Annotated in this window: 21 protein-coding genes and 1 riboswitch; of the genes, 7 read left to right on the top strand and 14 right to left on the bottom strand. The window is 35.8% G+C overall.

What is annotated here, in order from left to right:
- Nucleotides 1-5 precede the first annotated feature (5 nt).
- Nucleotides 6-1,130 carry a glycerate kinase gene (locus tag MKZ17_RS02710; RefSeq protein WP_340722278.1) on the bottom strand — a complete coding sequence of 375 codons (1,125 nt, stop codon included), beginning with the start codon at nucleotides 1,128-1,130 and terminating at the stop codon, nucleotides 6-8.
- A 143-nt stretch (nucleotides 1,131-1,273) separates the two neighbouring features.
- Between MKZ17_RS02710 and MKZ17_RS02705 the strand changes: the two genes are divergently transcribed.
- The gene (locus MKZ17_RS02705; protein WP_340722277.1) at nucleotides 1,274-2,356 is read left to right on the top strand and encodes a CdaR family transcriptional regulator; all 1,083 of its coding nucleotides are present in this window, start codon (nucleotides 1,274-1,276) and stop codon (nucleotides 2,354-2,356) included.
- Nucleotides 2,357-2,450: 94 nt separating this feature from the next.
- Here the strand turns inward: MKZ17_RS02705 and MKZ17_RS02700 are convergent.
- The 3 genes from MKZ17_RS02700 to MKZ17_RS02690 form a co-directional block, all read right to left on the bottom strand.
- Nucleotides 2,451-3,781 (bottom strand): IS3 family transposase gene (locus MKZ17_RS02700; RefSeq protein WP_340722276.1). Its coding sequence is split into 2 segments (ribosomal slippage): nucleotides 2,451-3,406 and nucleotides 3,406-3,781, totalling 1,332 coding nucleotides; the frame shifts between segments, so codons are not numbered across the junction.
- 143 nt (nucleotides 3,782-3,924) lie between these two features.
- Nucleotides 3,925-4,860: a YihY/virulence factor BrkB family protein gene (locus tag MKZ17_RS02695; RefSeq protein WP_340722275.1), complete on the bottom strand. Its 936-nt coding sequence runs from the start codon at nucleotides 4,858-4,860 to the stop codon at nucleotides 3,925-3,927.
- 22 nt (nucleotides 4,861-4,882) lie between these two features.
- On the bottom strand, nucleotides 4,883-5,212 hold the full coding sequence (locus MKZ17_RS02690) for a YtxH domain-containing protein (RefSeq protein ID WP_340722274.1): 330 nt from the start codon (nucleotides 5,210-5,212) through the stop codon (nucleotides 4,883-4,885).
- Between the two features lie 182 nt (nucleotides 5,213-5,394).
- Here MKZ17_RS02690 and MKZ17_RS02685 point away from each other — a divergent pair, with 182 nt between their 5' ends.
- A complete protein-coding gene (locus MKZ17_RS02685) occupies nucleotides 5,395-5,616 on the top strand; it encodes a DUF1128 domain-containing protein (protein ID WP_340722273.1) in 222 nt (73 codons plus the stop codon).
- A 71-nt stretch (nucleotides 5,617-5,687) separates the two neighbouring features.
- Here MKZ17_RS02685 and MKZ17_RS02680 read toward each other — a convergent pair whose 3' ends face one another.
- The 4 genes from MKZ17_RS02680 to motA all read right to left on the bottom strand — a co-directional run bounded on the left by MKZ17_RS02680 (nucleotide 5,688) and on the right by motA (nucleotide 9,331).
- Nucleotides 5,688-6,596, bottom strand: coding sequence for a pseudouridine-5'-phosphate glycosidase (locus tag MKZ17_RS02680; protein ID WP_340722272.1), 909 nt, complete (start codon nucleotides 6,594-6,596; stop codon nucleotides 5,688-5,690).
- A complete protein-coding gene (locus MKZ17_RS02675) occupies nucleotides 6,596-7,684 on the bottom strand; it encodes a carbohydrate kinase (protein ID WP_340722271.1) in 1,089 nt (362 codons plus the stop codon). Before MKZ17_RS02675 ends, MKZ17_RS02680 begins: the two co-directional genes overlap by 1 nt.
- Nucleotides 7,685-7,782: 98 nt before the next feature.
- Nucleotides 7,783-8,547: a flagellar motor protein MotB gene (motB, locus tag MKZ17_RS02670; protein ID WP_340722269.1), complete on the bottom strand. Its 765-nt coding sequence runs from the start codon at nucleotides 8,545-8,547 to the stop codon at nucleotides 7,783-7,785.
- Complete coding sequence (motA, locus tag MKZ17_RS02665; protein ID WP_340722268.1) at nucleotides 8,531-9,331, bottom strand: flagellar motor stator protein MotA; 801 nt, start codon at nucleotides 9,329-9,331, stop codon at nucleotides 8,531-8,533. Before motA ends, motB begins: the two co-directional genes overlap by 17 nt.
- A 188-nt stretch (nucleotides 9,332-9,519) precedes the next feature.
- On the opposite strand from motA, the gene MKZ17_RS02660 reads away from it, so the two are divergent.
- From MKZ17_RS02660 to MKZ17_RS02650, 3 genes are all read left to right on the top strand, one after another.
- Nucleotides 9,520-10,755 carry an aminopeptidase gene (locus MKZ17_RS02660; protein WP_340722267.1) on the top strand — a complete coding sequence of 412 codons (1,236 nt, stop codon included), beginning with the start codon at nucleotides 9,520-9,522 and terminating at the stop codon, nucleotides 10,753-10,755.
- Between the two features lie 139 nt (nucleotides 10,756-10,894).
- On the top strand, nucleotides 10,895-11,095 hold the full coding sequence (locus MKZ17_RS02655) for a hypothetical protein (RefSeq protein ID WP_340722266.1): 201 nt from the start codon (nucleotides 10,895-10,897) through the stop codon (nucleotides 11,093-11,095).
- Between the two features lie 160 nt (nucleotides 11,096-11,255).
- Nucleotides 11,256-11,816, top strand: coding sequence for a beta-class carbonic anhydrase (locus tag MKZ17_RS02650; RefSeq protein ID WP_340722265.1), 561 nt, complete (start codon nucleotides 11,256-11,258; stop codon nucleotides 11,814-11,816).
- Between the two features lie 34 nt (nucleotides 11,817-11,850).
- Here the strand turns inward: MKZ17_RS02650 and MKZ17_RS02645 are convergent, their stop codons facing one another.
- From MKZ17_RS02645 to thiT, 4 genes are all read right to left on the bottom strand, one after another.
- Nucleotides 11,851-12,414 (bottom strand): GNAT family N-acetyltransferase, encoded by a 564-nt coding sequence (locus tag MKZ17_RS02645; protein ID WP_340722264.1) that lies wholly within the window; start codon nucleotides 12,412-12,414, stop codon nucleotides 11,851-11,853.
- An 85-nt stretch (nucleotides 12,415-12,499) separates the two neighbouring features.
- Nucleotides 12,500-13,333, bottom strand: coding sequence for a polyphosphate kinase 2 family protein (locus MKZ17_RS02640; protein WP_340722263.1), 834 nt, complete (start codon nucleotides 13,331-13,333; stop codon nucleotides 12,500-12,502).
- Between the two features lie 164 nt (nucleotides 13,334-13,497).
- The gene (gene map, locus MKZ17_RS02635) at nucleotides 13,498-14,250 is read right to left on the bottom strand and encodes a type I methionyl aminopeptidase (RefSeq protein WP_340722262.1); all 753 of its coding nucleotides are present in this window, start codon (nucleotides 14,248-14,250) and stop codon (nucleotides 13,498-13,500) included.
- Between the two features lie 257 nt (nucleotides 14,251-14,507).
- Nucleotides 14,508-15,071, bottom strand: a complete 564-nt coding sequence (gene thiT / locus MKZ17_RS02630; protein ID WP_340722261.1) for an energy-coupled thiamine transporter ThiT — start codon at nucleotides 15,069-15,071, stop codon at nucleotides 14,508-14,510.
- Nucleotides 15,072-15,166: 95 nt separating this feature from the next.
- Nucleotides 15,167-15,273, bottom strand: a riboswitch (TPP riboswitch).
- A gap of 128 nt (nucleotides 15,274-15,401) precedes the next feature.
- On the opposite strand from thiT, the gene MKZ17_RS02625 reads away from it, so the two are divergent.
- Nucleotides 15,402-15,725, top strand: a complete 324-nt coding sequence (locus tag MKZ17_RS02625; protein ID WP_340722260.1) for a DUF4870 domain-containing protein — start codon at nucleotides 15,402-15,404, stop codon at nucleotides 15,723-15,725.
- Between the two features lie 66 nt (nucleotides 15,726-15,791).
- On the top strand, nucleotides 15,792-15,920 hold the full coding sequence (locus MKZ17_RS02620) for a hypothetical protein (protein WP_340722259.1): 129 nt from the start codon (nucleotides 15,792-15,794) through the stop codon (nucleotides 15,918-15,920).
- A 200-nt stretch (nucleotides 15,921-16,120) separates the two neighbouring features.
- Here the strand turns inward: MKZ17_RS02620 and MKZ17_RS02615 are convergent, their stop codons facing one another.
- Nucleotides 16,121-19,174: an SMC family ATPase gene (locus MKZ17_RS02615; RefSeq protein WP_340722258.1), complete on the bottom strand. Its 3,054-nt coding sequence runs from the start codon at nucleotides 19,172-19,174 to the stop codon at nucleotides 16,121-16,123.
- Nucleotides 19,161-20,339: an exonuclease SbcCD subunit D gene (locus MKZ17_RS02610; protein WP_340722257.1), complete on the bottom strand. Its 1,179-nt coding sequence runs from the start codon at nucleotides 20,337-20,339 to the stop codon at nucleotides 19,161-19,163. Before MKZ17_RS02610 ends, MKZ17_RS02615 begins: the two co-directional genes overlap by 14 nt.
- Nucleotides 20,340-20,371: the final 32 nt, after the last annotated feature.

Below are 20,371 nucleotides of genomic sequence, written 5' to 3'. Positions count from 1 at the left end.
CCCCTTTATATAAATTTATTAACTAATTGTTCCACTTTTTTTTCTAAGTAATATGCTGGCCGTGTTATTGATTTCTCCAAAGAAACGTCTTTATTTACAATACTTTCAACATGAATAAAAAATTCTTTTAATAATGGCACACTGCTCATTTCAACAGATCCAGAAAGTAAAATTGTCGGTACTCCCCCTTCTTTCGCTAAAGTTGCTACCCCAATAGGTGCTTTCCCAGAAAGTGTTTGCATATCCGATCTTCCTTCACCAGTTATAACAAAGTCAGCATGTTGAATATGTTTCGTAAATTCCACAGCATCTAATACGACATCAATCCCCCGTTTGAACTGACTTGGGAAAAAGGCCATAAATGCAGCACCGATTCCTCCCGCAGCTCCGGCCCCTGCACAATTCTGCAATGCCATTTGTGTATGTTCTTCAATTTTTAAACCATACATTTTTAAGCTATCGTCAAATAATTGAATTTCCTCTTGTTTAACCCCCTTTTGTGGACCAAATATAGTAGTTGCACCATTGGGTCCAACTAACGGATTATTCACATCGCATGCAACAATAAATGTACTTTGTTCAATCCGTTCATCAAAATTCTTAGTCTCAATTTGCTTAAGTGAATTTAATTGCCATACATCACTTGTAATTTCGCTTCCGTCATGACTATAAAATTTCATGCCTAGAGCTCTTAATAAACCTAATCCGCCATCATTTGTAGCGCTCCCACCAATACCTATAATAAACTTTCGATATCCTAAATTTAAGGCTCTTGTAATAAGTTGACCTGTTCCATAGGTAGTAGCAAATCGAGGGTTTTTCTCATCTTCATTAATAAGTGTCAAACCAGATGCTTTTGCCATTTCAATAAGGCAAGTTTCCCCATCACCTAGTATTCCGAACGTTGCTTCAACATTTTTTCCTAATGGATTTTGAACAACTGTCGTTAAATATTCCCCATCTGTTGCTTGAATTAATGCATCTAACGTTCCTTCTCCCCCATCTGCTATCGGCAAACAAATGGTTTCAATTGAATCATTTATTTTTTTAATAGTTCGACTAATGATTGTTGCGACTTCATATGAAGTTAGTGATCCTTTAAAAGAATCTGGACTAATTACGATTTTCATTAAATCCCCTCTTTACAAAAAATCATTACGCTTTGTTATTAAAGCGCTTACAAAGATTATAGTGTCAAAATTCTGAATTTACATTATACTCAATGTATATATTTCAATTTTTTTTAAATTTATAATTATACGGAGTGTATAAAATGATTACTTATAAACTTGCAAATGAAATTGTTGAGCAAACAATGCTACGACTTCATCGCAATGTAAACGTTATAAATATCGATGGCATAATTTTGGCGTCTGGCGATAAAGAACGTATTGAAAAGGTTCATGAAGGAGCCAAAGCTGTAGTATCTACTAAACAACCGCTCATTATTACGACCGAGAATATTAAAGAATATCCCCAAACAAAGCCGGGTATAAATTTACCGATATTATTTCAAGATGAGATTGTTTGTATCATTGGAATAACGGGTGAGGTAGATGATGAGTTAATAAATATATCCTCTCTTGTCCAATTAACAGTAGAAGTTATGGTGCACCAGGCGTTAATTGAATCTAAAAGTGAATGGCTAAGAAAAATGAGCGTCCATATTTTTGAGGAATTAATTAGTGGCACTCCTGTTCAAGGTTTATTAAAGGAACAAATGAAAAAATTAGGGATTCCTTTTGAAGCTCCTTACTGTGTACTCTTATTAAAGGCACAGCAAAAATCTGGCTCACATCGTACACTTATTCAGTATTTAGAAGATTTCTTTTACAATCAGCCAGTCCTCTATGGTCATTTTCAATTGAATGAGTATTATGTATTAGCGACGGAAATTAGTGATTATTCTTTATTGAAAATGATGGATGCTTTTAGTACTTTTATATTCAATAAATTTGATATTGAAATTGGTGTTGGGAAAATTGTTAATCAGCTAGATGAGCTACCAGAATCATATAGAACTGCTCAATTGGCAATGCACCACTGTCACAAAAATTGTAAAATAACTTATTTTAAAGACATCGAAATTTATTCACTATTTCAAACAAAGCCCGCTAATGACTATAGTTTGAAATTATTAAATTTGCTCGAGCCGAAACTAATTGAAACGTTACAGATTTTTTTACATAATAACTTAACTCTCATTTCAACTGCTGAACAACTCCATATCCATCGGCATACATTGACGTATCGACTTTCTCAAATAAAACAAAAAACGGGTTTAAATCCACATAACTTTCAAGATGCGATTAAATTTCAAATTGCACTTTGGAATCGTTCAATTAATAATTCTTAGAATTAAATTAGAATTAAAAAAGGAGATACTCTGTAAAATGTGAACTGAACCCTATTTTGTAGACAGTTTAATAAAAAACAAGATAGCCATTTAATTAGGCTGCGATTAGATGACTTCGGTAACTCGCCGGAGTCATCTTTTTTAATGTCCATTGCTTTCTTGTGTGGTTGTAATGCGTGATATAGTCAATGACTTGTGTATGTAGCTCCGTGAAACTTTCAGCTTCATGATAATCGACTTCATCTTTAAAATGACCAAAGAACGATTCCATTGGCGCATTATCTAGACAGTTTCCTCGACGTGACATAGATTGTTTTAACCCCATGTCTTTCACAAGCTTCTGAAATCCTGGATGCGTATAATGAAACCCCTGATCCGAATGAATCATTGCTTCCGGATGAAGATTCCCATCCAAATGATGTTTTAATTGTTCAAGTGTTTCATAAACAATCGACAATTTAAGAGTAGTAGCTAGTTTATACGCAACGATTTCTCTTGTTGCGACATCTTTTACACATGATAAATAAGCCGTACGGCCACCCTTATATTGGAGATAGGTAATGTCTGTTAAGAAGACTTTTCCTGGCTCGTCTTGTTTGAATGCCCGATTTAAGTAATTTGGAATTTGACGATGTGCTTCATTCGCTTTTTCTATAAGTCGATAAGGATTGGCACGACGAACCTTCGCATACAAATTAAATTTACGCATCAATCGAAGAATTTTTTTATGGTTCATCGGTTTCCCTAATTGGTCCACCAGTTCCATATAAAACCCTCGATAACCAATTTTGCCTTTTGCTTCATCATAGATTACTTTTAGTAAAAGATAATCTTGATAATCAGCTTCTTCACGTAATGAATGTTTCTCCATATTTTGTCGCCATTTATAGTAACCACTCGAGCTGACATTTGCTACTTCACAAAGATACCGTGTCATATTTTTGAGTTGAAATAATCGAATCGTTTCACTGATTGCTTGATATTTTTCTTTGGGTGTTAAAAACGATTCTTCTTCGCCTGCCTTTCCATTTCGTCGAGCTTTTTTAAGAGCGCTAGCTCTGCTTCCAATAGACGAATACGAGCTTCTGCTTTCTCTAACTTTTTATCAGCTGATAATTTTTCGGCACGTGGGCGACCTGTACTGCCTTTTCCACGACGCTCTTGTGTAAAACCATCCTCACCGTATGTTTGATAAATTTTCTTCCACCTATGAACAGCACTTTGAACTTTTTTAATCCCGATGATTTCTAAATCAAAGCCTGCAGCTTTGAAGATTTCGGTAGGCCCTTTGCCTTTTAGATTTTCTTGAACAGCTTTTAATTTGAAAGCTACTGTATATTGAATAGATCGATCGGTTATCAAAACGACATTTGGATTCTGTTCAATTTGTCGACGTTGATGTTCGTTAAAAATTATTTTACTCATGATGTTCTCCCGTTCTTAAATCGTATGGTCAGTATAACGGGGATTTCTAGGAATGAAAATAGAAAAAACCCCGAATAGGTCACTTTTTTCTAAAGTGTCTACTATTCGGGGTTCAGTTCAATGACTTACAGAGTATCTCTTTTTTAAAATACAGGTGTTTTTCGAGATTCCTTACTTATTTTCGCTAGTTGTCTTCGTTGGAAAGTCGCATTGAGCAATCCACCAAATATTAAAATCATGCCGGTAAAATACAACCATAGCATCAGGATAATTACCCCACCTATACTACCGTATGTCGAACTAAAATTACCGAAATTATTAATATAAAAAGAGAACCCATATGTTAAGGCTAGCCATCCACTCGTAGCTAAAACTGTACCGGGAAATACACTAATAATGGTTAAGCGTGGATTAGTGTTTGGTACAATCCAATACATTGCCGTTAACACGATAAAAATAAGTAATGGTGGGGTAAGCCATCTAATGAAGTTCCACACACTTTCCAATGATCCGTTCACACCTAAATAATCAAATACTACGTTGCCTAGTAGTTGACCGAATATAGGGAGTACAAGAGCAGTTAAAATAATGGCAACTAAAGCAATCGTGAAAAATAAAGACCACATACGGTTTAAGATTCCTGCTCTTCCCTCCACATCATACGCACGATTTAACGATTTTATTAAGGCGTCTACACCTCTTGAAGCCGACCAAATGGTACCTAAAATACCGATTGAAAGTAAGCCGCTATTATGATTATTTAAAACATCAATTAATGTACCTTCAATTAATCTATAAACTTCCTCAGGCATAATATCACTTAAAAAATAAAATATTTGCCCTTGCTCTAAGTTTAAAAATGGTAATAGCGTAACCATAAAAATAAGCATTGGGAAAAAGGATAATAAAAAGAAGTACGCAAGCTGTGCACCCATTCCCGTCATATCGACTTCTTTCGTGCGAAAAATTAAATCCTGAATAAATCCTTTTGGCGTTAAAATATCAATTGACGAAGGATCCGGAGCTACATAAGCTTTTATTAGTGTCAGCTTTTCATTTATAAATTTCTTTTGAATCATTTAGCCACCACCTTTTAGGTTATTAGCTGATGTTGTTATCCTTTTTTGTAAATGCTTCAACTGTTTCTGATACCATACTTTGAATTGTTGATGGTAATGTTTTTAAATCATTGCCATTTTGCATAAGTGATTGAACATTTTCATTTACTGAGCTATATACTGTCTGTGCTTGCTCTAGTTTGGTTTCAATCAATGACACTAATTCATCTCGATTTTCTGCATAGTATGTTACGGTTTCTTTTACTTTTTTCGTTGTCTCTACAGTGTGATCACGTGTATTTTTATCTAGCATACTAATTGCAGCCCCAACAACTGCTCCTATTGCAATAAACGGTAGTAATTTACTTTTCACTATATTCTCTCCTCCAGTACAATATTTTATATTCCCATTATAAATTTTTATAAAACTCTATATATTATCATTTTAGCCAAACTCACACCTTTTTGAAAGTATATGACTTATTAATGTATTGACAATGTGTAGCCGACATGAAATGATATTTCCGTATACTTTGAAAGGTAGGGCACAATATTATGGACTTATCCAACCCAACTCAAGAAAATGTCATTTATATGATTGAGCAAATTAAAGAAAAGCTTCGTATGGTAAATGTAGATGCAATGCAATCTGATGCCTTTGATGCAGAGAAATACGAAGATCTACAATATTTATTTGAAATGGTTATGAAACGTGATTCCTTCAGTCCTAGTGAAATGAATGCTATTGTCGATGAGTTACGTTCACTTCGCAAATAACTATATGTATAAAAAGGAGCTATCCACAATTGGACAGCTCCCTTTTTTCGACTAAATTTCCTAGGAAATAATTATTTTTGCAGTTCGACAGCGATTTTCGCGCCTACTCGAGCATTGTTTTTCACAAGCGCAATATTTGCTTCTAATGATTTGCCTTCTGTTAATTCTTTTACTTTACCTAATAGGAATGGTGTTACGTTTTTACCTGCAATTCCTTGTTCTTCTGCTTCTTTTAATGCATTTTCAATGATGCCATTAATGAAGCTCGCTTCCATTGAATCTTCTTGTGGAATTGGGTTTGCTACTAATGCACCACCTCGTAATCCTAAATCCCATTTTGCACGTAAAATTGCAGCCATTTCTTCTGCTGAATCTGCACGGAAATTAACTGAAAAATCACTCTCACGTGTATAGAATGCTGGTAAAGAATCTGTTTGGTAGCCAATTACCGGCACACCTTTTGTTTCTAAATATTCTAGTGTAAGTCCGATGTCTAAAATTGATTTTGCTCCTGCACAAACTACTGCAACATTTGTCATGGCTAGTTCTTCTAGGTCAGCTGAAATATCCATTGTTGTTTCAGCTCCACGGTGAACACCGCCAATACCGCCTGTTACGAATAATTCGATATCTGCTAGTTCAGCACAAATCATTGTTGCTGCTACAGTTGTTGCACCAATCTTTTTCGTCGCAAGTAAATAACCAATATCTCGACGAGAAGCTTTTGCTACCCCTTGTGCATTACCGAACATTTCTAATTCCTCATCTGACAATCCGATTTTGATTTTACCATCGATAATTGCAATTGTCGCTGGTACGGCACCCCCATCACGAATAATTTGTTCTACTTCACGAGCCGTTTTCACGTTTTGTGGGTAAGGCATACCGTGTGAAATAATTGTTGATTCTAGAGCAATAATTGGTAAGCCTTTCTCTTTTGCCTCTAATACTTCTTGTGAATATGATAAATATTTTTCCATTATAAGTTCCTCCACTCAGATAAGTTTTGTTTTGTTAAATCCATACGAACCGTTTTATCAGATTGCAACGTTTTCGATGCACTTATTAAACCAAGTTTTACTGCCTCTTCAATAGATTCGTTGTTTAAAACCCCATGTAAAAATGCACTAACAAAAGCATCGCCCGCTCCTGTTACATCAACGATTTGGGAAGTTCTCATCGCTTTATAATGTGTAATCTTCTCTTCATGACCAACCATGACACCATTTTCTCCGAGAGTTAAAAGAACTGATTTTGCACCTTTCAAATGCAATTGTTGGATCGCCTTTTCATATTGACTAAAAGAAGTGAGCTCCATATTTAAGTACGTTTCAGCCTCATCACGATTACAAATAAAATAGCTTACACCATTTAAATCTGTTGGCATGTGTACCATTTTTGGTGATGATACTGGCACGATTACAAATGGGATATTGCGTTGACTCGCAAAGTCCTTTGCATATTGTACAGTTTCAGCTGGACAATTTAAATCAATGACAATACAGCTTGCCTTTTGCAAAATAACTTCGTGTTTTTTTAATAGCTCTGGTGATAATTGATTATAAATAGACATGTTCGCCATCGCGATAACAAGCTCACCATGCTGGTCAAGAATCGCTGTATAAGAACCTGTTTTTTCATCTTTGAGCTTGTCTACTAGCTCAAAGTTCATATAGGCTTTGCTATGTTGCTCGATCAATACACCATCATGATCATCACCTATTGTTGTTAATAACGATATACGATTCCCTAAACGCCCTAAGTTTTCGGCAATATTTCGTGCAACACCACCGACACTTTCAGAAACCTTTGCCGGATTTGATGTACCTAATTGTACATTTCCAACAATCGAAAATTTGCGGTCAACATTTGCACCACCAATTGCAATAATTTGATTCTTTTCTGGAAGCACATAAGCACGACCAATAATTTCGCCACGTTTTATTAATGTTGAAATCATATTCGCCAAAGCTGACCTCGACATACCAAGCTGCTCAGCCATTTCTTGTTGTGACAAATATGGATTTTCCTGAATCAATTGAAAAACTAGTTTTTCCTTTTCATTCAATAGACTCACCTCGATTCGAACATTTGTTTATAACTATAAACTTTTGTTTGATTAATGTCAAAAGAAATCTCGCAAGCAAATTTGCTCACGAGATATTATTAATCGACAATTACTTCTCCATCTTCTGTAACACGCGGCTGAACAAGAACTTCTACACGGCGATTTTTCGCTCGACCCTCTTCTGTGTCATTTGTTGCGATTGGATGAAATTCTCCATAGCCTTTAACACTGAAATATTTTGAATCCAGCTCTTCATTCCCTGCTACAACTTCTTTCATAAAGTTAACTGCACGCATGACAGATAGATCCCAGTTCGAATCAAATTCATTCGTACTAATTGGAACATTATCTGTATGTCCTGTAATTACGATGTTGCGCGGTGGATTAAACATTAGTAATTGTGATAATTCATCAGCAATTGATTCATATTCACTTTTTACATCTGCTTTCCCCATATCAAATAGCACACTATCACGAATCGTAATAAGTAGCCCTTCTTCTGTCATTTGCGTTTCGAATTGCTTCTCTAATTCATTAACCGCAATAAATTCATCAACACGATCCTGAGTTTCTTTTAAACGCTCTTGGTCTTCAATATATTGTGATGCGCCTTTTTGAATCTCAGTAGTAGTGCTATCAGGCGTTTGAATAATAGCTGGGTTGTCCATTACGCCTGTCCCACCTGAAAATACCTCATTGAATACAGCAGACATCTCTTCTAATTTCTGTTGATCTACTGAACTCGAAGCAAAAAGTACGATAAATAACGCTAATAATAAAGTTAAAATATCTGCATAAGGAACTAACCAAGACTCATCCACATGTTCCTCATGTTTTTTATGTCGCTTATGCTTCTTTGCCAAGGCCACCCGCCCCGCTTTCCGTAATTTGCTTACGCTCTTCCATTGTTAAGTAAGAAGCTAATTTTTGCTCAATTACGCGTGGTGCTTCACCTTCTAATACAGATAAAATACCTTCAATCATCATGCGCTTTTGCTTTACTTCAACAGCAGATTTACGTTTTAACTTGTTTGCAAATGGGTGCCATAATACATAACCTGTAAATATCCCAAGTAACGTTGCAACGAATGCTGCTGATATCGCGACACCTAATTTTGCAATATCTGTCATATCCTTTAATGCGGCAATAAGACCAACTACTGCCCCTAGTACCCCAAGTGTTGGAGCATATGTACCAGCCTGAGTAAAGATCCCTGCTCCACTCGTATGACGATCTTCCATAGCTTCTACCTCTTCCGTTAGTACGTCACGGATATAGTCAGCATTTTGACCGTCAATTGCTAATGTAAGACCGTTCTTTAAGAATGGATCTTCAATTTCAGCTGCTTTGCTTTCTAAAGCTAATAAACCTTCACGACGTGCTAAATCAGCCCATTGTGAGAACATTTTAATTAGCTCAATATCACTTGCAAGTTTTGTTTCTGTAAATAAAATTTTAAAAAGCTTAGGAACTCGTTTTAATTCCTTCATAGGGAAGGCAATTGTTACTGCAGCAATCGTACCAAAAATGATAATTAATATTGCCGCTGGGTTTAATAATGCATCAGGAGTTACACCTTTCAAAAACATCCCTACTAATAGGGCTACGAAGGCAATAATTATCCCGACAACTGATGAAATATCCATATGTAATACCTCCAAATACTCTGTCTTTTCTTATTTCGGTCTATTTAACTTTTTATTAACTTCCTATACACTAGTATATAGACAAAAATTTAAATTTTCGATGCGTTATTGGAGGTTTTTACTATTTTTGATTATAATGTATCAAAAATTACAAAATTTTTAATTTATTTATTGGAGGAATGATTCAAATGAACCTAAATTTTGATGAAAATTTAAAGAAGTATGCTGAATTGGCAGTGAAAATCGGTGTAAATATTCAACCAAATCAATATTTATATATTGCTGCATCTATTGAATCAGCACCATTTGTTCAAGTTGTTACAAAAATTGCATATGAAAATGGTGCAAAAAATGTATTCGTAGATTATTCGGATGATCAAGTAACTCGTACTCGCTACGAGTTGGCTCCAGAAGATTCATTTGACTTCTTCCCACAATGGAAAATCCAAGAGCGTGAATGGTTAGCTGAGCAAGGTGCTGCATTTATGAGCATCGTTTCACAAAGCCCTGATTTACTATCAGGTATCGATTCGAACCGGATAGCTACATTTCAAAAGGCTGCTGGTATCGCACTTAATAAATACCGACAATATGTACAATCAGATAAAATTAGTTGGACAGTTATTGCAACGCCTTCTAAACAATGGGCAAGTAAGGTATTTCCTAACTTACCAGAAGATCAGCAAGTAGATGCGCTTTGGGATGCAATTTTCAAAGCAACACGTTCTGACTTAAATAACCCTATCGAAGCATGGGCAAAGCACAATGATAATCTTCACGAAAAAGTAGATTACTTAAATGAAAAGAAATATGCAAAATTACACTATACAGCACCTGGTACAGATTTAACGATCGAATTACCAAAAGGTCACTTATGGTGTGGTGCTGGTAGCGTTAATGAAAAAGGCGACGAATTTATGGCGAACATGCCGACTGAAGAAGTATTTACGGTGCCTCATAAAGACGGTGTAAATGGGTATGTTTCAAGTACAAAGCCGTTAAGCTATGGTGGTAATATCATTGATAAGTTTAAACTGACATTTGAAAATGGACGTATTATTAATGTTGAAGCGGAACAAGGCGAGGAAGTATTAAAAAATCTTGTTGCCACAGATGAAGGGTCTCACTATTTAGGGGAGGTTGCTTTAGTTCCTTTCCAATCACCAATTTCACAATCGAACATTTTATTCTATAACACATTATTCGATGAAAATGCTTCAAACCACTTAGCAATTGGAAGTGCTTATGCCTTCTGCTTAGAGGGTGGCAAAACAATGTCACGGGAAGAGCTTTTTGAAAACGGACTAAACCAAAGTATTACACATGTAGATTTCATGATTGGTTCAGAGCAAATGAATATCGACGGAATTACAGCAGACGGAAAAAGTGAAGCGGTATTCCGTAACGGAAACTGGGCATTTTAATTAACTGCCGATTTTCAATATGTCGACATAATTTCCATTTATTCTAAATTAATTACACAAATTCCCCTACAATGTTCCAATTACTTAGGTTATAATTTGGGTAATGATTCTTATTATTTAATAGAGAGGAGTTATTACGATGTTTGATCACCGTTATCCATTTTTATCTGACTACTATACGTTAGTACTCGGATTCTCAGTTGTAATTCTTGTATGCTTAATTTTATTCATCCAATTTTTACGTATGGGCTTAAAATCTCATGATGCTGTTGTCGTTGATTCAAAAGCAAATGCATTTGCACCAAACGAAAAATCCCTTGATGGTCACCATCATCATTAATTTTTTCACAACCGCTTAATAAGGCGGTTGTTTTTTTATCCTTATTTTACGTACTACTTCTTCCGAGTTAGACAACAATTCTTCTCATTAGTACCTATTTATTTGAATTATCTAAATTATATTTTAAAATAAATAATGTAACGAAAGGGGTTATGAATAAATGTCTTCATTAGAGGGAATTTTAGAGTATAATGAAAAATTCGTTGCTGAAAAGCAATACGAGGAATATTCAACAACAAAATATCCAAACAAAAAGATTGTAGTCTTATCATGTATGGATACTCGCTTAGTGGAATTACTTCCAAAAGCTATGAACTTACGTAATGGCGACGTCAAAATTGTCAAAAGTGCTGGGGCTATTGTTAATCATCCCTTTGGTGGTATTATGCGTAGTTTATTAGTTGCTGTTTATGAATTACAAGCAGATGAAGTATATGTAATTGGTCACTACGACTGTGGTATGAGCGCAGTTGATCCAAACTTAATGATTGAGCATATGCTTGAACGAGGCATTAAACAAGAAACAATTGATATTATTAATTATTCAGGCATGAATTTAAAGGAATGGCTACGCGGTTTTGGAGATGTAAAAACGAGTGTACAAAAAAGTGTAGATTTAGTTAAAGGTCACCCACTTATGCCATCAGGGGTTCCTGTTCATGGATTAGTGATTGATCCTTCAACAGGTAAATTAGATTTAATTACAAACGGTAACGAATAGTTTTTAGTATAAGTAAAGCAGAAGCGTAGCTATTTCATACGCTTCTGCTTTTTTTATACTCACTTTGTAACATGGCATACATATAATGATCCACCCATACACCATTAATAAATAAAAGTTCTCGCAATAATCCCTCTTGTTTAAACCCTGACTTTTCTAATACGCGCACAGATGCAATATTTTGTGGCGCAACATACGCTTCTACTCGGTGAAGATTCAACGTATAAAATGCAAATTGTAAAACAAGATTTACTGCCTCAGTTGCAATCCCACGCCCGACAAATTCTTTATCTAATGAATACCCAACAAAGCCACTTGAATACGGTAAACGTTTAATAGAGTATAGAGAGATATGTCCGATTAATTGCTCAGAATTCACATCATAGATTCCAAATGAAAACTCTCGATTTGATTGAAGAAGCTGTATACTTTCTAGTATTTTTCTATACTGGGCCTCTTCTGTATAAAAATCATCACGATGCAAAGGCTCATGAGTCGACCAAAAATATTTATTATCTAAAAGCAATTTTGCAAGCGCTTTTGCATCCGATGGTGTAAACGTACATAATGAACACTGTTGTCCAATAAGTCGAACCATTGGATCCCCCTTTTTTTGTAGTAGCTTAAATAACCCTTTCACTTTAATTCACCTACAATAAGTCAAGCAATTCATAGTGACTTGTTTATTTTGTCTTTTTCTTCCTAGCTTTTTTTGTTGTAACAGGTAGTTCTTGTTGTTCCGACGTTGCGGCTGCTTCTTCTAAGTGTTGATTTTCATAGACATTAGTTAATTGTAAGCCGCGACGTGCAACTTCCTTTTCAACATGTGCAATTACTTCCTTCAATACTTGCACGCGTGCATATAGCTTGTCGTTTCCAGGAATTAGGTTCCAAGGTGCATTTTCTCTATCTGTTTTAGCAAACATTTCATCTGCTGCTTCACAATACAAATCAAATTTATCACGGTTACGCCAATCTTCGTCTGTCAACTTCCATGATTTATATGGATCAGCCGCGCGTTCATTGAAACGTTTCAATTGTTCCTCTGAATCAATATGAATCCAAAATTTAATTATTATATAGTCTTCGTCTACGAGCTGCTTTTCAAACTCATTAATTTCTTCATAGGCACGCTTCCATTGATCATCTGATGCAAACCCTTCAATACGCTCAACTAGTACGCGTCCATACCAGGAGCGGTCGAAAATGGCAATTTGACCATGTTGCGGAAGCTTTCTCCAAAAACGATGCATATAATGATAACGCTTCTCATGTGGTTGAGGCGCTGAAATCGGATGAACAATTAATCCACGTGGATCAATACGTTCTGATAAACGTTTAATGGCTCCACCTTTACCTGCTGCGTCCATTCCTTCAAATGCTAAAATTAATCCAATTTTATTGTTGAATAAAAATTGCTGTGCATTCAGCATTTCATATTGTAAAACTTTTAATTTTTTCTTATACATTTTCTTATCTAATGTCACTGATAAATCTAGGTCTTTTAATTTCTTCATCCAGATCCCCCTCCTCAATCTAGTTATTATTATTTTACTTGAAAGTCCCTTGAAATGGTAATTGTAGTTAACTTTTTATTGTAGGTCTTTTGTTAGCATATGCTTTCGCTATACTTTGTAGTAAAAAAAATCGCGAAGACTTTTATAGTCCCGCGATTTTTTCATTAGTCTTCTAAAGTTGTTAAAATAATTGGTTTATCTTTTGTTACGATAATGGAATGCTCAATTTGAGCCACTAAAGATTTATCAGGTGTTATAAATGTCCAACCGTCACCTGCTTCAACGATATGCTCTGCTTTTGCTGAAATAAATGGTTCAACAGCTAAAACCATTCCTTCTTTCATGATTGTCGTATCCCAAGCATCATAATAATTTAAAACGTGATCTGGTGCTTCATGCAATGATTTACCTAAACCATGACCCGTTAAATTCATAATCACTGTTAAGCCATGATCACGTGCTTCACGCTCTACTGCTTTTCCGATTTGATTTAACTTCGAGCCTGCTTTTACTTTTGTCATTGCTCGTTCAAATGCTGATTTCGCGACTGCACAAAGCTTTTCTTTATCTTCATAGCCTTCGCCAACTACGAATGAAATACCCGTATCTGCAAAATACCCATCTAACGAACCTGAAACATCAATATTCACGATATCTCCTTCTTCAATAACACGATTACCTGGAATCCCATGGGCTACCTCGTGATTCACTGAAATACAAGTATATCCTGGGAAGTCATACTCACCTTTTGGACCTGAAATAGCACCCGCTTCTGCAAACATGCGCCCCGCAATTTCATCTAATTGTTTCGTCGTAACACCTGGAACCGTAGCTGCTTTCATTGCTTCACGGATTTCAGCACAAATACGACCGATTTTTTTAAATGCTTGGATTTCTTCTTGAGTTGTAACAATCATGTTAAACTTCCTTCCTCTTAAACAATATCTACCCTTAACTATAACACACTTAAAAATCGTTGTAAGGACTCAAAGCTTTTTTCAATTATTCGATTTCTCAGGGATTCAAGGGCGTTTAACTGAATTTAAAACAGTATAAAAAGGTCTACTATTTTTAATTTACGGAGGTGCTGCAGTTTTTGCTACCTTAGTTTTTATTATGTTGTATTAAAATTAAAAAAAGTGCCCAATAGAAGGCACTTTTTGCATATTTCAAGTTAATTTTTCGCTGTTTGTAATAAGCGAGGAGCAGATGTAAATAATAGTACTGCTACAATCGCTGTAATAATCGTTGCTGGTAACATGTACGACCCATTATAAATAATCGAGAATATCCAAACATTCTTTTCTCCTGCAGAATCACCAAAGAATACAACACCTGCAAGTAAATGTGCAATAAAGCGTAATGTTCCGCCAAGTAATGTGCCCATTATAATATAGAAGATCATTTTTCCCTTATCAAGCGTTTTTGTTGCCTCAAGTAATGGTTTTCGAACAATCGCAGCTAAGCCTACTACCGTAAAGGCAATTCCATAATCTAAAATCGCTTGCATCCAGTGTAAAATATACGCACCGAACATCATTTGTAATACGCCAATTAATAACCCTGTAGTTAAACCAGCAGTAATGCCCCAGCGAATCGCCATTATGATAATAGGTAGCATAACAAAGCTAATTGAACCACCTTGTGCCCACATTTTAAATGAAAACTGATCCAGTACGAGTCCGATAGCAGCAAATATCGCAATTTCTACCATCATTAATAATCTTGTTTTGTTCATAACAATCCCCTTTCTTTTTTCCGATGTAGGAGTTTAAAGAAGGAATAGAAACAAAAAACGATAATCAGGACAAAAGCCTGACTATCGTTTGAACAGTCGGTTTCTATCCACATCCCTACGCAAGTGTTAACTTACAGGTTCAAAGAGTCAGCGCAATCGTGCGCAATCTCAGCCGACTAACTCGGCCCCCCTTGTGGTACATCTAATTTTTATTGTTTGAACAAGCTCATTGTACCGAATAGTACCACAATTTACAAGACCATAAATTAATATTCTATTTTTGAAACCAATTAATACGTTTTTCGTATAAAAGGAAAAGGAGTGATTACAATGGATCAATCAAAAGGGTTAAGCGCATTAGGCTATTTAAGCTTCTTCTTTGCACCATTTATTGTGCCAATTGTATTGTTTTTTGTCAGTAAAGAAGACCTTGTAAGACACCATGCTAAGCGTGCATTAATATCTCATATTATCCCAATCATTTTAGGTATTATTTTCGTTATTGTGTTCTTTACTTCTGCATTTATGGTTTCATTTGATTCTACTGGGGATTCATTTTTCTATGTTTTTATTATTGCATTTATCCTCTATTCGATTTTTACATTTATACTAGCAATTTGGAACTTAGTCCAGGCGATAAAAGTATTACGCTAATGTTTATGTTTGTTCATTTATTGGGTATATTGCTACTAATATCGGACAAATGAAGGAGTGCTCGCATTGAAAATCAAAAAAATTATTCAAACAGCGATAAAATACGGACCTATTCTTTATCCAATTATTAAAAAGGTTATTGATAAAAAATCAGTAGCAAAATCACCAAGTACTCCACGTATGCCACGACGTTAAACATGTTAAGGTGAGAAATAACAAAAACGTCCAAGCGCACCGAAAAAAGAGGCTGGGACAAAACCAAAACATCATTTTTCTCGAGTGAGAAAAATGATGTTTTTTTGTAATTGATTTCCTTCGCGGGAACGCTTTCCGATGGCGTGACCTCTTTCGCTTATGAACGAATTAATTAATGTTTCGATTATCTCAAGCAAGCTTTACTTAACAATAATCTCAGTTCGACTATGTCCTTCTTTTAGTTTTTGAACTTGTAAAATGGCAGGCATTGCAGCTTTTAATTCGGCTACGTGAGAGATTACACCAATTAATCTACCTGTTTGCTGTAAATCGATGAGAATGTCAATGGCGCGTCTTAATGCCTCTTCATCTAATGTCCCAAAACCTTCATCAATAAACATCGTATCAATATGGACACTGCCTTGTACACTTTGAATGACGTCTGCCATCCCTAATGCTAATGCTAATGAGGCGTTAAACTTTTCACCACCCGATAAGGTTTTCACGTCACGTGTTTGACCTGTATTACTATCGAATACATCTATACTTAACCCGCTTTGCGCATTTCCTTCTTTCCTTCCTGTAGACTTCAAGAAGTATTGCCCGTTTGATAAAATACGGAGACGCTCATTCGCAGCATGCGTAACCATTTCTAAATAGCCAATTTGGGCAAAACGTTCAAAAGAGATTTTTGCTTCATTTTGACCACGTATTAAATCATAGACATGTTCTACCTGCATAAGCTTAGACTTATACTCTTCAATTTGCTCCGCCACTTGCATTAATTTTTCCTGCGTTGCTTGGCATTGTTCAACGTAAAACTGTGCTAATTTGAAATCTGCATAGAACTTTTCTACTTTCTCGGTTAGCTCACTAATTTGTTGTTCCCAATCCGTTAAATCAACTAATGCTTTCTCTTCAAGATACGGCTTGTCTTCAGCTAATTGCACTGTTAACGTATGCAGATTTTGTTTAAATTGTTCAATTGCTAGTCGTATTTGTTGCTGTGTATCCACTGATAAGAGCGCATTACGGTAGCTTTCTTCATCAAAATGCTCGCATTGAAGTGCTTCGTTAAATCGGTTATAAGTTAACAACTCCTCTTGCTCAAATTCTACATTACGGTTCTTTGCATGTTGTAAATTAACAGCATTTGTTTTTTCATCTAATTGAGCCTGTTGAAGTTGTAATGTAGTTTGTTCGATTCGTCGTTTTAAGGAGTCGTATTTTTCCTGTTCTTGTGACAACGCTAACATAACCTGCTTTACTGATTCGAATTGTGGAAGAAGGGATTTTTCACTTTGCTCTAATTTCCCTTGTTCCTGTGCTAATTGGGTTGTTAATTGGGCCACAATCGAACGGCCTTTTTCTAACCGTATGTGTAAAGTTTCCGCCTGCTTTTCAAACTGTTCGAGCTTTTGCTTCTGTTCCTGCAATTGTTGCTGTCTATGTTTAATTTGCTGTAATTGCTCTTTATATACATTGCGCTGCTGCTCGTATTGTATTAATGCGTCGGTCGACAAGTTTATATCGGTAAGTTGTTGCATTTTCACTTGTAATGCTTTTTGCTCTACTTCTAATTTGGAGTTGACTTGATAATATATTTGTAAGGCAATTTGAGAACGCTTTTGAAGTTCCTCCATCCCATTCTGTTCAACCTCTGTCGCTGATCCTTGATGAATAACTGGATGCTCTAAGCTACCACAAACTGGACAAGCTTCCCCTTCCTGTAACATAGAGGCTAACAAAGCAGCATGATTGGCACGAACTTGTAATTCTAGCTCGTTCACTTCATGTTGAAGTTGTTCTGTAATCATTTTTTTTTCGGCTGCTTCCTTTTGTAAGTTTTGTACCGATTGTTGTAATTGTTGAGCTTCTTGAACAAGCTCTACCTTACGTACGATATCAGCATGCAGCTCATAAATACTTTGATAATCTGCTACAGATTCCTCCAATTCCTTTACTGTCTGTTGCTGGTTGCGATGTATTTCTTTCACATTTTGTTCTTCTGAAGTCAGCTTTTCAAATAATCGAGTTGCATTTTGCTGTTCCTTTAAAAGCTTCTCCACATTTTCACGCAAATTATTAATTGACTGGTAGATCGGTACAATTTGTTCTAGCTGCGAAATATTTTTTGTATACTTCGCTAACAGTGGTTCATATTGACGCTGCTCGTCATAATTTTGCTGTGCTAGATGAAGCTGCTTTTGTGCATTCTCATGCTCCGATAAAGCTGTGCTCCATTTTGACGTAGCCTGTTTATGCTGTTCTTTTGCCTTTTTATAATCACGTTCAAGTGGCTCAATTTGGTTCGCTTTTATTGCAAGCTCAATTCGTTTTGCCTGCTCTTTGTAATAGCTTTCCTGTTGCTCCAATTGAATTAATTGTTGCTTTCGCTGTTGGTACTTTTCAATTCGCTCATTCAAAAGTTTTTGCTCACTAAATGCTTCATTTATTTTTTTTAGTTGCTGCTTCAAAAGCTCATACTGTTCCTTTAGCTCAGTTGCCTGTAATTCATAAAATAATTGCTCTTGCTGTAACGCTTGCTCTACTTGGTACATATTAATATGTTCATTGTTTATAAGTAAAAAAAGGTCCGATTGTCTTTCAGGTAGTCTTGACTGTATTTCATAAATCGTATGCTCTTGCTGCATCTTCGCCTGTTCAAATGTTTTTTCTGCAAGACGCTTTTTGTCTCTTAATAATTCCACCATCTTTGTAAAGCGCTCTGTTTTGAAGATTTTTCTAAAAATCTCTTCTTTTTGTTTCGATTCTGAAGTAAGGAGTTTTTGAAATTCACCTTGTGGTAGCATGACAATTTGATTGAACTGGGACTGAGTTAAGCCAATTAATTCTTCTACCTTTGATTGTACAAGTTTTACTTGAAACTTTTCGACTACCGGTTCATTTTGACCACCTGTGATATCATAAAATTCACGTTTCGCCCCAGTACCATCATGTCCAAATTTACGCCAAATACGATAAATACGATTTCTTACTTCAAAAACTAATTCCACTTCGGTATCTACAGAAGCATCAGCAAAATCACTACGCAAAAACAAAGATTTTTCACGATCTTCCCCACTTCCTGCATCATAAAGGGCAAAAGTAATTGCATCAAAAATCGTTGTTTTTCCTGCACCCGTTGAACCAGAAATGACGAAAATGCCATGCTCATGTAGCTTAGTAAAATCAATTACTTCTCTTTCCTTATAAGGTCCAAACGCTGTCATCATTAATTTAATCGGCTTCATGTACTAGCACCTCCTGCTTTTCGCGTTCACTATCAGCCAGTTGCTGTAATACATCCGTATAAATGGCCTTTATTTCACTGCTTAATTCATTCCCTGTCATTTCTGTATAAAATAATTCAAACAGCTCTGAATCATCCATTTGTACACGGTTCATTGTTGATGTTTGTTGTTCAATTTGGCGATATACGGAAGTTCTTTCTATATGCAACGCATTCGGATAAACGGTACGTATTAACTCAACTGCACCCTTCACATAACTATCATCAGTTAACTTCACAAATACATAATCCTCATCGCGAGGATGCTGTAAAATTTCATCTAACTCACCTGTTACAATTCGCATTTCTCGTTTTGGCTTTAGTAGTTTTTTTTCAACTGTCACTTGTCCATCTTTATCTATATCCACAATTAAAAAACCTTTTTTGTGCGTTACTTCTGATTCAGAATATTTTAATGGTGACCCAGCATATTGAATTGTCTCATTCGCAACAAAATGCGCCTGGTGTAAATGGCCAAGTGCTGTATAACAAAACGGCGCGAACAAGGAAGAATTAATACATTCCGTACCACCTATTGTTAGTTTTCGTTCTGAATCGCTCGTATTCGGTTCCGGCATACCATCTTTTGTAACAAAGGCATGAGCAACAATAATATTACGCTTTGTTTCATCTAAATTTTCGTTTATTTGTCCAATAATTTTTGTCATGGCAGCTTCGTGAGTTGTGATGCTGTCGTCCTCAAAAATAGTACGTACAGTTGATGGCTCCGCGAATGGAACTAAATAAAAATGAACTTCCCCGTATTCATCATGCAAAATGACAGGCTCTATAAATTTCTCTAAATGCCCAATCATATGAAGGCCACTTGCCTTCATTAAATCACTACCAAAATTCAAACGAGTGGCGCTATCATGGTTTCCAGCGATTGCAACAATAGGTGTTTTTTCATCGATTAAAATTTGCTTGAACGTTTTATTTAACAATTGAATCGCATCGGTTGGCGGTACCGAGCGATCATATAAATCGCCTGCAATAATAATTACATCTGGTTTTTCAATTTGAATTTCCTCGATAAATTGCTGCAATATAAACTGTTGATCTGTCGTCATTGAAACACCCTGTACAAGCTTTCCTAAATGCCAATCTGCTGTATGAAATATTTTCATGATTACGCCTCCTATCTCAATTACTCCTAGTT

It is taken from the genome of Solibacillus sp. FSL R7-0682, assembly GCF_038005985.1.
GTDB lineage: Bacteria > Bacillota > Bacilli > Bacillales_A > Planococcaceae > Solibacillus.
This window is presented reverse-complemented; position numbering and strand designations above follow the sequence as displayed.

Bases quoted from the DNA above. Each gene is read 5' to 3' on its own strand.
- motA (WP_340722268.1), bottom strand. From the start codon at position 9,331: ATGGATATTTCATCAGTTGTCGGGATAATTATTGCCTTCGTAGCCCTA.
- MKZ17_RS02625 (WP_340722260.1), top strand. From the start codon at position 15,402: ATGGATCAATCAAAAGGGTTAAGCGCATTAGGCTATTTAAGCTTCTTC.
- MKZ17_RS02640 (WP_340722263.1), bottom strand. From the start codon at position 13,333: ATGAAGAAATTAAAAGACCTAGATTTATCAGTGACATTAGATAAGAAA.
- MKZ17_RS02645 (WP_340722264.1), bottom strand. From the start codon at position 12,414: ATGGTTCGACTTATTGGACAACAGTGTTCATTATGTACGTTTACACCA.
- MKZ17_RS02610 (WP_340722257.1), bottom strand. From the start codon at position 20,339: ATGAAAATATTTCATACAGCAGATTGGCATTTAGGAAAGCTTGTACAG.
- MKZ17_RS02705 (WP_340722277.1), top strand. From the start codon at position 1,274: ATGATTACTTATAAACTTGCAAATGAAATTGTTGAGCAAACAATGCTA.
- MKZ17_RS02680 (WP_340722272.1), bottom strand. From the start codon at position 6,596: ATGGAAAAATATTTATCATATTCACAAGAAGTATTAGAGGCAAAAGAG.
- MKZ17_RS02660 (WP_340722267.1), top strand. From the start codon at position 9,520: ATGAACCTAAATTTTGATGAAAATTTAAAGAAGTATGCTGAATTGGCA.
- map (WP_340722262.1), bottom strand. From the start codon at position 14,250: ATGATTGTTACAACTCAAGAAGAAATCCAAGCATTTAAAAAAATCGGT.
- MKZ17_RS02685 (WP_340722273.1), top strand. From the start codon at position 5,395: ATGGACTTATCCAACCCAACTCAAGAAAATGTCATTTATATGATTGAG.
- MKZ17_RS02615 (WP_340722258.1), bottom strand. From the start codon at position 19,174: ATGAAGCCGATTAAATTAATGATGACAGCGTTTGGACCTTATAAGGAA.
- MKZ17_RS02695 (WP_340722275.1), bottom strand. From the start codon at position 4,860: ATGATTCAAAAGAAATTTATAAATGAAAAGCTGACACTAATAAAAGCT.
- MKZ17_RS02710 (WP_340722278.1), bottom strand. From the start codon at position 1,130: ATGAAAATCGTAATTAGTCCAGATTCTTTTAAAGGATCACTAACTTCA.
- MKZ17_RS02655 (WP_340722266.1), top strand. From the start codon at position 10,895: ATGTTTGATCACCGTTATCCATTTTTATCTGACTACTATACGTTAGTA.
- MKZ17_RS02650 (WP_340722265.1), top strand. From the start codon at position 11,256: ATGTCTTCATTAGAGGGAATTTTAGAGTATAATGAAAAATTCGTTGCT.
- thiT (WP_340722261.1), bottom strand. From the start codon at position 15,071: ATGAACAAAACAAGATTATTAATGATGGTAGAAATTGCGATATTTGCT.